The organism is Micromonospora sp. URMC 105 (genome assembly GCF_051386295.1).
Classification (GTDB): Bacteria; Actinomycetota; Actinomycetes; order Mycobacteriales; family Micromonosporaceae; genus Micromonospora.
Window position 1 is genome coordinate 1 of record NZ_JBPQTL010000159.1, and the last position, 7,431, is coordinate 7,431.

Sequence of the window (7,431 nt, forward strand, 5' to 3'; positions counted from 1 at the left end):
ACCCGACACGCCGCAATCGGGGGGTGGCGGGGCGACCGGGGCGGCGGTGGCGCCGGTGGGCGGCGAGGTTCCGATTTGCGGCGTGTCGGGGTGACCAGCCGCCGGGACACCCCGACACGCCGCAAACCGGGTGGGACGGCGAAGGGCCCTCCGCACCGGAGGGGCCCTTCGTGGGCGGTCCGAGGCCGGACCGCCGGGGTGGGGTCAGCTGCCGATCGGGCCGCCGTCCAGCCGCCAGGTGACGACCACGCCCGGCTTGGCGTAGTCACCGTCCGGCCAGGTGGACGCCGGCTTCTCCACGGAGGCGCCGGTGAGCTCACCGGGGTGCTGCACGGCCACGAAGACCGAGCGGTTGTCGCCGGTGATGAACGGGCCGCAGGCCTCGGCGCCGACCGGCACGGTGAGGAACTGCTTCAGCTGCCCCCGCTCCGGGCCCTCGACCGCCGTGGCGAAGAGGCCGTCGTTGCTGCCCAGCGCGTTGCCGTCGGTGGAGATCCAGAGGTTGCCGGTGGCGTCGAAGGCGACGTTGTCCGGGCAGGAGATCGGCGAGACCTTGGTCTTGTCGTACCCGGCGAAGTAGGTCGACGGGTCGCCCGGGTCGCCGGCCACGATCGGCAGCGACCAGGCGAAGGTCTCGGCGGTGTTGTCGCCCCGGTCCTCGACCAGCTCCAGGATCTGGCCGTGCTTGTTCAGGTTGCGCGGGTTGGCCTCGTCGGCCCCCGGCTTGCCCGGCTTGCCCCGGTCGGTGTTGTTGGTCAGCGCCACGTACACCTTGCCGGTGAGCAGGCTCGGCTCGACGTCCTCCGGCCGGTCCATCTTGGTCGCGCCGACCTTGTCGCCGGCGAGCCGGGTGAAGGTGAGCACCTCGGCGGCGGTCATCCCGTCGACGTACGAGCGGTTGCCGCTGACCAGCTTGATCCACCGGCCCCGGCCGTCGAAGGCGCCGTCGGCCGGGAGCTTGCCCGAGCCGTCGATCTCGGCGGCGCTGGTCTGCGCGAACTGCGCCACGTAGAGCGTGCCGGACTCCAGCAGGGTGAGGTTGTGCTTGCGGGCCACCCACGAGTCACCCGGCAGGAACTTCTTGTCGGAGACGAACTTGTAGAGGTAGTCGAAGCGCTCGTCGTCGCCCATGTACGCGACCACGTGCCCGCTCTTCGCCACGATCACGTTGGCGCCCTCGTGCTTGAACCGGCCCAGCGCGGTGTGCTTGCGCGGGCGGCTCTCCGGGTCGTACGGGTCGATCTCGACGATCCACCCGAAGCGGTGCGCCTCGTTGGGGTGCTTCGACAGGTCGAAGCGCTCGTCGGCCCGCTCCCACTTGCGGCTGCCACTGGGATAGCGGGCGGTGGTGGTGATGCCGTAGCGGGCCAGCTTCGGCTTCAGCTCCTCCGGCGCGGCGTCCGCCCCGACGAAGTACTGGTTGAAGTTCTCCTCGCCGGAGAGCACCGTGCCCCACGGGGTGACCCCGCCGGCGCAGTTGTTCAGCGTGCCGACGGCCGTACGACCCTTCGGGTCGGCGGCGGTGCGCAGCCAGGCCGAGCCGGCGGCCGGGCCGGTCAGCTCGAACTTCGTGGCGAGCGCGGTGACCCGCCGGTTGTACGGCCGCCGGCCGCTCGCGACCGGGCGCCACTGCCCGGTGCCGTCGACCCGCTCCAGCTCCACCACGGACATCCCGTGCGCGGCCATCGCGGTGCGCAACTGCTCCACGGTCAGCGCGTCCAGGCCGGTGAAGCCCGGGAACATCAGGTCCTCGTTGGTGTACTCGTGGTTGACCACGAGCAGCGCCCGCCGGCCCCGCCGGTCCAGCGGCAGCACCCCGACGAAGTCGTTGTTGTAGCCGAACTGCTTCGACTGCGCGGCGGCGTTCTGCCCGTGCAGGTCGAACTCCGGGGCGCCGGGCACCACCGGGTCGCCCCAGCGGATGACCACCGCGTGGTCGTACCCGTTGGGGACGACCAGGGTGTCGAGCTGGTTCGGCGGGATCGGCTTGAAGGTCAGCGCGCCGGAACCGGTGCCGGGCTGCGGACGGCCGAAGCCGGTCGCCTCGGGCACCACCGGCGTGCCGGGGGCGGCGGCGGCCGGGGCGGCCCCGGCCAGCGCGCCGGCGGTCGCGCCGCCGAAGCCGAGCACCAGCGCGCCGACCGCGCCGGCCCGGACCACGCCGCGCCGGGACACCTCGGCGGAGACCAGGTCCCCGAAGTACGCGTTGTCGGAGGAGTTGGGCACCGGGTGGTCACAGGCGTTGCCGCACCGGTACAGACACGTCATCGCGTCGCGGCTGCCGTGGCGGGTGGCGCCCAGCAACGGAAGCAGCCGGCGAGGGTTGCTCATTTCAGGAGCCTCCTGGAAGCAAGGTCGGTGGCACGCCGGATCACCCCCGATCGACGTGCGTACCGGCCGGAGGCTGCCAGGGCCCGGTGAGCGGTCGCCGGACTCGGTGTGAACCGGATGTGAACAGCGGTCGCAGGTGAACCGATCGGCGTGACGGCGCGTATCCACGGACGAACGCATTCGCCGCACTCGCCGCGGAGAGCGAGGGGATCACCATCAGCGACCACGACGCCCAACTGCTGCGCGCGCTGCACGACGAGCACGCGGAGGCGCTGTACGCGCACGCGCTCCGGCTGGTCAACGGCGACCGGACGCGGGCCGAGGACCTGGTGCAGGAGACCCTGCTGCGGGCCTGGCGCCACCCCGAGTCGCTCGACCCGCGCCGCGGCTCCGTGCGCGCCTGGCTCTTCACCACCGCGCGGAACCTGGCGATCGACGCGTGGCGTCGCCGGTCCACCCGGGTCGGTGAGGTGTTCACCGACGACCTGCCCGAGCCGCCGGAGGCGGTCGACGAAGCGGAGCGCGCGGTGGAGGCGTGGACCGTCGCCGAGGCCCTGAACCGGCTCAGCCCCACCCACCGGGAGGTGCTGGTCGAGTGCTTCTACCAGGGGCGTTCGGTGGCCGAGGTCGCCGCGCGGCTCGGCGTCCCGCCGGGGACGGTCAAGTCCCGCACCCACTACGCGCTGCGCTCACTACGGTTGGTCCTGGCCGAGATGGGGGTGACCGGATGACCCGCTGCGAGTTCGCGCACGACGACGGCGCGTACGTGCTGGGCGCCCTCGCTCCCGGCGACCGCGCCGCGTACGAGCGGCACCTGGCCGGCTGCGCGGCCTGCCGGGAGGCGGTCGCCGAGATCGCCGTGCTGCCCGGGCTGCTCGGCCGGCTCGACCCGGCCGCGCTGGACGAGTTCCTGCCCCCGCCGCCGGAGCCGAACCGGGTCCCCACGCTGATCGCCGCCGCGCGCGAGCGCCGCCGTCGCGAACGCTCCGGTGCCCGCCGGCGGTACGCGCTCACGGCCCTGGCTGCCGCCGCGCTCGCCCTGGTGGTGGGCGTCGGGGGTGCGGCGGTGCTGCGCCCTCCCGCGCCGCCCGCGCCGACCGTCCAGGCGGTGCGGATGGTCGCCATGCAGCCGGTGGCGGCGAAGGTGCCGGTGCACGCCGAGATCGGGCTGACCGGCACCGACTGGGGTACCGAGGTCACCATGCGCTGCGGGTACGACGCGACCGCCGGCTACGGCAAGGCGTACACGTTCCGGCTGGTGGCGCACGGCCCGGACGGCGCGACGGAGCAGATCGGCTCGTGGCTGGCCGCGCCCGGCGACGACGTGCGCCTCACCGGCGCGACCCGCTTCACCGACGCGGAGCTGGTCCGGCTGGAGCTCGTCCGCGCCGACGGCACCGCCGTCCTCGGCTACGACGTGCGCTGATCCCCGGTCACCGCCCGGCGGCGGTGACCGGGACCGGGGTGCGGGCGGCGGCCCGGGCCCGGCGGGTGTGCCGCACCGCGTCCACCGTGAAGACGATCAGCGCGACCCAGACCAGGGCGAAGCCGGCCAGTCGCGCCGGCGGCATCGGCTCGTGGAAGATCAGCACCCCGCAGCCGAGCTGGAGGATCGGGGCGAGGTACTGCAGCATGCCCAGGCTGGAGAGCGGGAGCCGGTTGGCCGCCCCGGCGAAGAGCAGCAGCGGTACGGCGGTGGCCGCGCCGGCCAGCACCAGCAGCAGGGTGTGCCCGACCGAGACGTGCCCGAAGGTCGAGTCCCCGCCCCGCGCCAGCCACCCCAGGTACGCCACGGCGGGCAGCGCCAGCACCGCCGACTCGACGAAGAGCCCCTCCGCGGCGGGCAGCCCGAGCCGCTTCTTGACCAGGCCGTAGCCGGCGAAGCTGAAGGCCAGCGTCAACGCCAGGTACGGCAGCCGGCCGTAGTCGACGGTGAGCACGACGACGGCTGCCGCGCCGACGCCGAGCGCCGCCCACTGCGCCGGGCGCAGCCGCTCACGCAGCAGGAAGACGCCGAGCAGCACCACGACGAGCGGATTGATGAAGTACCCGAGCGCGGTCTCCACCACCCGGTCGGAGTTGACCCCGTAGATGTAGGTGCCCCAGTTGAGCGCGATCAGCGCGGCCGCGACGGCGATGCCGGCCAGCGTCCGCGGCCGGCGGGCCAGCGCGCGCAGGAAGCCGACGTTGCGCATCGCGGCCAGCAGCAGCGCGACGAAGACCACCGACCAGACGATCCGGTGGGCCAGGATCTCCACCGGCCCGGCCGGGCGCAGCAGCTTCAGGTAGATCGGGAAGAAACCCCAGAGCAGGTACGCGCCGAAGCCGTACAGATAGCCGAGCCGGACCGCGTTCACCCCTCCACCGTAAGGGGCGGGCCGGGTGTCTGTTCCTTTCCGGTGACCTGGTTCACCGGACGGTGGTCCAGTTCCATCCAGCGTCCCGGCTCGACCGGGTGGAAGCCGACCTTCGCGTACACCCCGTGGGCGTCGAGGGTGGCCAGCAGGATCCGGCGCACACCCAGCCCGGCCAGGTGGTCCCGGACGGCGGTGGCCAGCCAGGTGCCCAGCCCGCGACCGCGCTCCTGCGGCGCCACGTAGACGTCGCAGAGCCAGGCGAAGGTGGCCCGGTCCGTGATCACCCGGGCCACCGCCACCTGCTCGCCGCGGGCGTAGACGCCGTAGGGGATCGAGCCGGCGAAGGAGGCCGCCACCGTCTCCCGGCTCCGCCCGAGCGCCCAGTACGCGTCGGTGGAGAGCCAGCGGTACACCCGGTCCAGGTCGATCCGGTCGGGGTCGGTGCTGAGCAGGTAGCCGTCGTCACGGGTCAGGGTGAACACGCCGGCCACGCTAGCCCGGCCCACCCCGCCCCGCGCGAGCCAATTCCCGGTCGCTGGCCGCCGCTCGCGCCCGGGCGTCACGCCTGCGCGCGCCGCCCGGGCGTCGCCGGGGTCAGTCGCGGTCGAGGATGGCGCCGAGGATCCAGGTCACGATGCTGACGAAAAGCGCGCCGAGCACCGCCTCGGGCCAGAAGCTGTCGACGTGGAAGGGCAGCCCGGCCTCGCCGGCGATCCAGCTCGTCAGCAGGAAGAGCAGGCCGTTGACCACCAGCGCGATCAGACCGAGGGTCAGCAGGTAGAAACCGCAGCCGACGGACTTGATGATCGGCTGGAGCACCGCGTTGACCACACCGAAGATCACCGCCACCAGCAGCAGCGTGGTGACCGTCTCGACGGCCGAGTCGGAGTCCAGGGTGATGCCCGGGATGAGCAGCGTCGCCAGCCAGAAGGCGACCGCCGTGGAGCCCAGCCGGATCAGGAGGCCCTTCAGAAAACCCATGGCGGGGATCGTGCCACGCAAGGTCCACCACGGGAACCCTCCCGCGTGCCCCGGCTTCAGCCGCGGGCCGGCCGGCCGATCAGCTGCGACTCGATCGGGGTGGGCGAGAGCAGCGCCCAGCGCAGCGCCCGCCGGTTCACCACCGCCACCATGTCGTCCCGGATCCGGGTCAGCCACTCCGCCGAGCCGCCGAGGCCGAGCGCCGCGCCGGCCAGCGTCGCCTCCCGCTGGTCCAGCGGTTGCAGCACCGCCAGGTCGGCCCGGCCCAGGACGTCCGTGTCGGCCGCGGTCAGCTCGTCCCGCACCACCAGCGTCGCCTGCCAGGCCGGGCCGGGGCCGGGATCGTCGGCCGTCGTGCCCGCGTCGACCACCAGCAGCAGGGGAGACAGCGGTGAACCCGGCGCCCCGGCCGGCGGACGGCCCGGCGGGAGCACCGCGATGCCGCCCCCGGTGCCGCCGACGCCTCGCACGAAGGGCTCCCAGACCCGCGGCCGGCCGGTGCGCACCGCCACCCGGGCCCCCAGCGCCATCGCCCGCAGCACCAGCAGTTGCGCCGCGCGGACCCCGCCGACCAGCACCAGCCGGGTGCCTTCGGCGCGGAACAGGCGCAGCGTCACCGCGCCGCCGTGCCGGTTGGCGCCCACCATCAGACCGGCGTCGCCGAGGGACAGCTCCAGCGGCTCCGGGCCGGGGCCGGGCGGGACCGGGCCGCCGGTCACCGCGAGCGGCAACGTGGCGGCCAGGGCGTCGAGGTGCGCACCGTCGAGCCGGCGTACCTCGCCGCCGGCGTCGGCGACGAGCCGGTGCAGCGCCTGGCCGGCGAGCGCCAGCTCGTCGGGGGTCCGGGCGGTCAGCCGTACCGTCAGCTCGGCCGGCACCGGCGCGGCGTCGGCGCCGGTGCGCGGGCCGGCGCAGAGCGACACGCTGGTCGCCGTGGCCGGCAACGCCAGCAGCCGGGACACCAGCCGCCGGCCCAGGTCCGTGCGCGGGTCGGGCCGGCGGGCCAGCCGGAAGCCGGCCTGCAGGAGGTCGGCGGAGCGCACCGCCGACCAGGTCTCCCGGGTCGGCCGGCCGCCGTCGTGATGAGCCAGTTCCCCGAGTACGCGCAGCGCCGCGTGCTCGCCGAGCGGCCGGGCGCCGACCGGCCCGAGCCGGCGGACGATCCGGCGCACGCTACCGGAGAGGGCCCGCCGCAGCTCCTCGTCCGACCAGCCGTCCACCCGCAGCGCCCGGACGGCGAGCAGCGCCCGTTCCTGACCCGGCAACCGCCCCTCGGTCAGCTGCCGGTACGACGTCCCCACCGTCCCGCCTGCCGTGCCGGGCGCCGGGGCGGGGGCGGCGTGCAGCAGGAGCTGGACCCGCACCGGCGGCTGCTCGGGCGCGGCCGGGGGCAGCAGCGCCGCGGGCCCGGGCAGCGCCCGGGGGCCGTCGCCGAGCAGGTCGCCGGGATCGCCCAGCTCGATCAGCGCGGCCAGCCCGCCGGCGTCGTCGACCACGGCGGCAGGTCCGCCGGCCAGCTCCACCGACCGCACGGCGGCACCGGGGAGCACCAGGTCCAGCAGCGCGGCCGGGCCGGCGGCCGGGGCGAGCAGGCGCCGCCGGGTCACGTACGCCAGGGCGATGCCGAGCCACTCGAACAGCCACCGGCCCCGCCGGCGTATCCAGGCGGTGGCGAGCAGCAGCCCGGCGGCGAACAGGGCGAGCGCGGTCGCCACCACGCCCCGGCCGAGGGCCGCCACCGGCAGTGCCACCGCGACCTGCG

7 protein-coding genes are annotated in these 7,431 nt (G+C 74.9%); 2 read left to right on the forward strand and 5 right to left on the reverse strand.

The features are described from left to right. Positions 1-204 precede the first annotated feature (204 nt). Positions 205-2,331, reverse strand: a complete 2,127-nt coding sequence (locus tag ACSNN7_RS28110; RefSeq protein ID WP_436684075.1) for a PhoX family protein — start codon at positions 2,329-2,331, stop codon at positions 205-207. A gap of 236 nt (positions 2,332-2,567) precedes the next feature. Here ACSNN7_RS28110 and ACSNN7_RS28115 point away from each other — a divergent pair, with 236 nt between their 5' ends. Both ACSNN7_RS28115 and ACSNN7_RS28120 read left to right on the forward strand, forming a co-directional pair. Beyond that, positions 2,568-3,062 (forward strand): sigma-70 family RNA polymerase sigma factor, encoded by a 495-nt coding sequence (locus ACSNN7_RS28115; protein WP_436684080.1) that lies wholly within the window; start codon positions 2,568-2,570, stop codon positions 3,060-3,062. Continuing rightward, the gene (locus ACSNN7_RS28120; RefSeq protein WP_436684076.1) at positions 3,059-3,757 is read left to right on the forward strand and encodes an anti-sigma factor family protein; all 699 of its coding nucleotides are present in this window, start codon (positions 3,059-3,061) and stop codon (positions 3,755-3,757) included. Before ACSNN7_RS28115 ends, ACSNN7_RS28120 begins: the two co-directional genes overlap by 4 nt. Before the next feature lie 7 nt (positions 3,758-3,764). Here ACSNN7_RS28120 and rarD read toward each other — a convergent pair whose 3' ends face one another. From rarD to eccE, 4 genes are all read right to left on the reverse strand, one after another. Further along, on the reverse strand, positions 3,765-4,688 hold the full coding sequence (rarD, locus tag ACSNN7_RS28125; RefSeq protein ID WP_436684077.1) for an EamA family transporter RarD: 924 nt from the start codon (positions 4,686-4,688) through the stop codon (positions 3,765-3,767). After that, positions 4,685-5,170, reverse strand: coding sequence for a GNAT family N-acetyltransferase (locus tag ACSNN7_RS28130; protein WP_436684078.1), 486 nt, complete (start codon positions 5,168-5,170; stop codon positions 4,685-4,687). The genes rarD and ACSNN7_RS28130 overlap by 4 nt, the downstream gene beginning before the upstream one ends. 112 nt (positions 5,171-5,282) lie before the next feature. Beyond that, on the reverse strand, positions 5,283-5,669 hold the full coding sequence (locus ACSNN7_RS28135) for a phage holin family protein (RefSeq protein WP_088959258.1): 387 nt from the start codon (positions 5,667-5,669) through the stop codon (positions 5,283-5,285). A gap of 56 nt (positions 5,670-5,725) precedes the next feature. Continuing rightward, a partial coding sequence (gene eccE / locus ACSNN7_RS28140) for a type VII secretion protein EccE (protein WP_436684079.1) occupies positions 5,726-7,431 on the reverse strand: 1,706 nt, incomplete at its 5' end.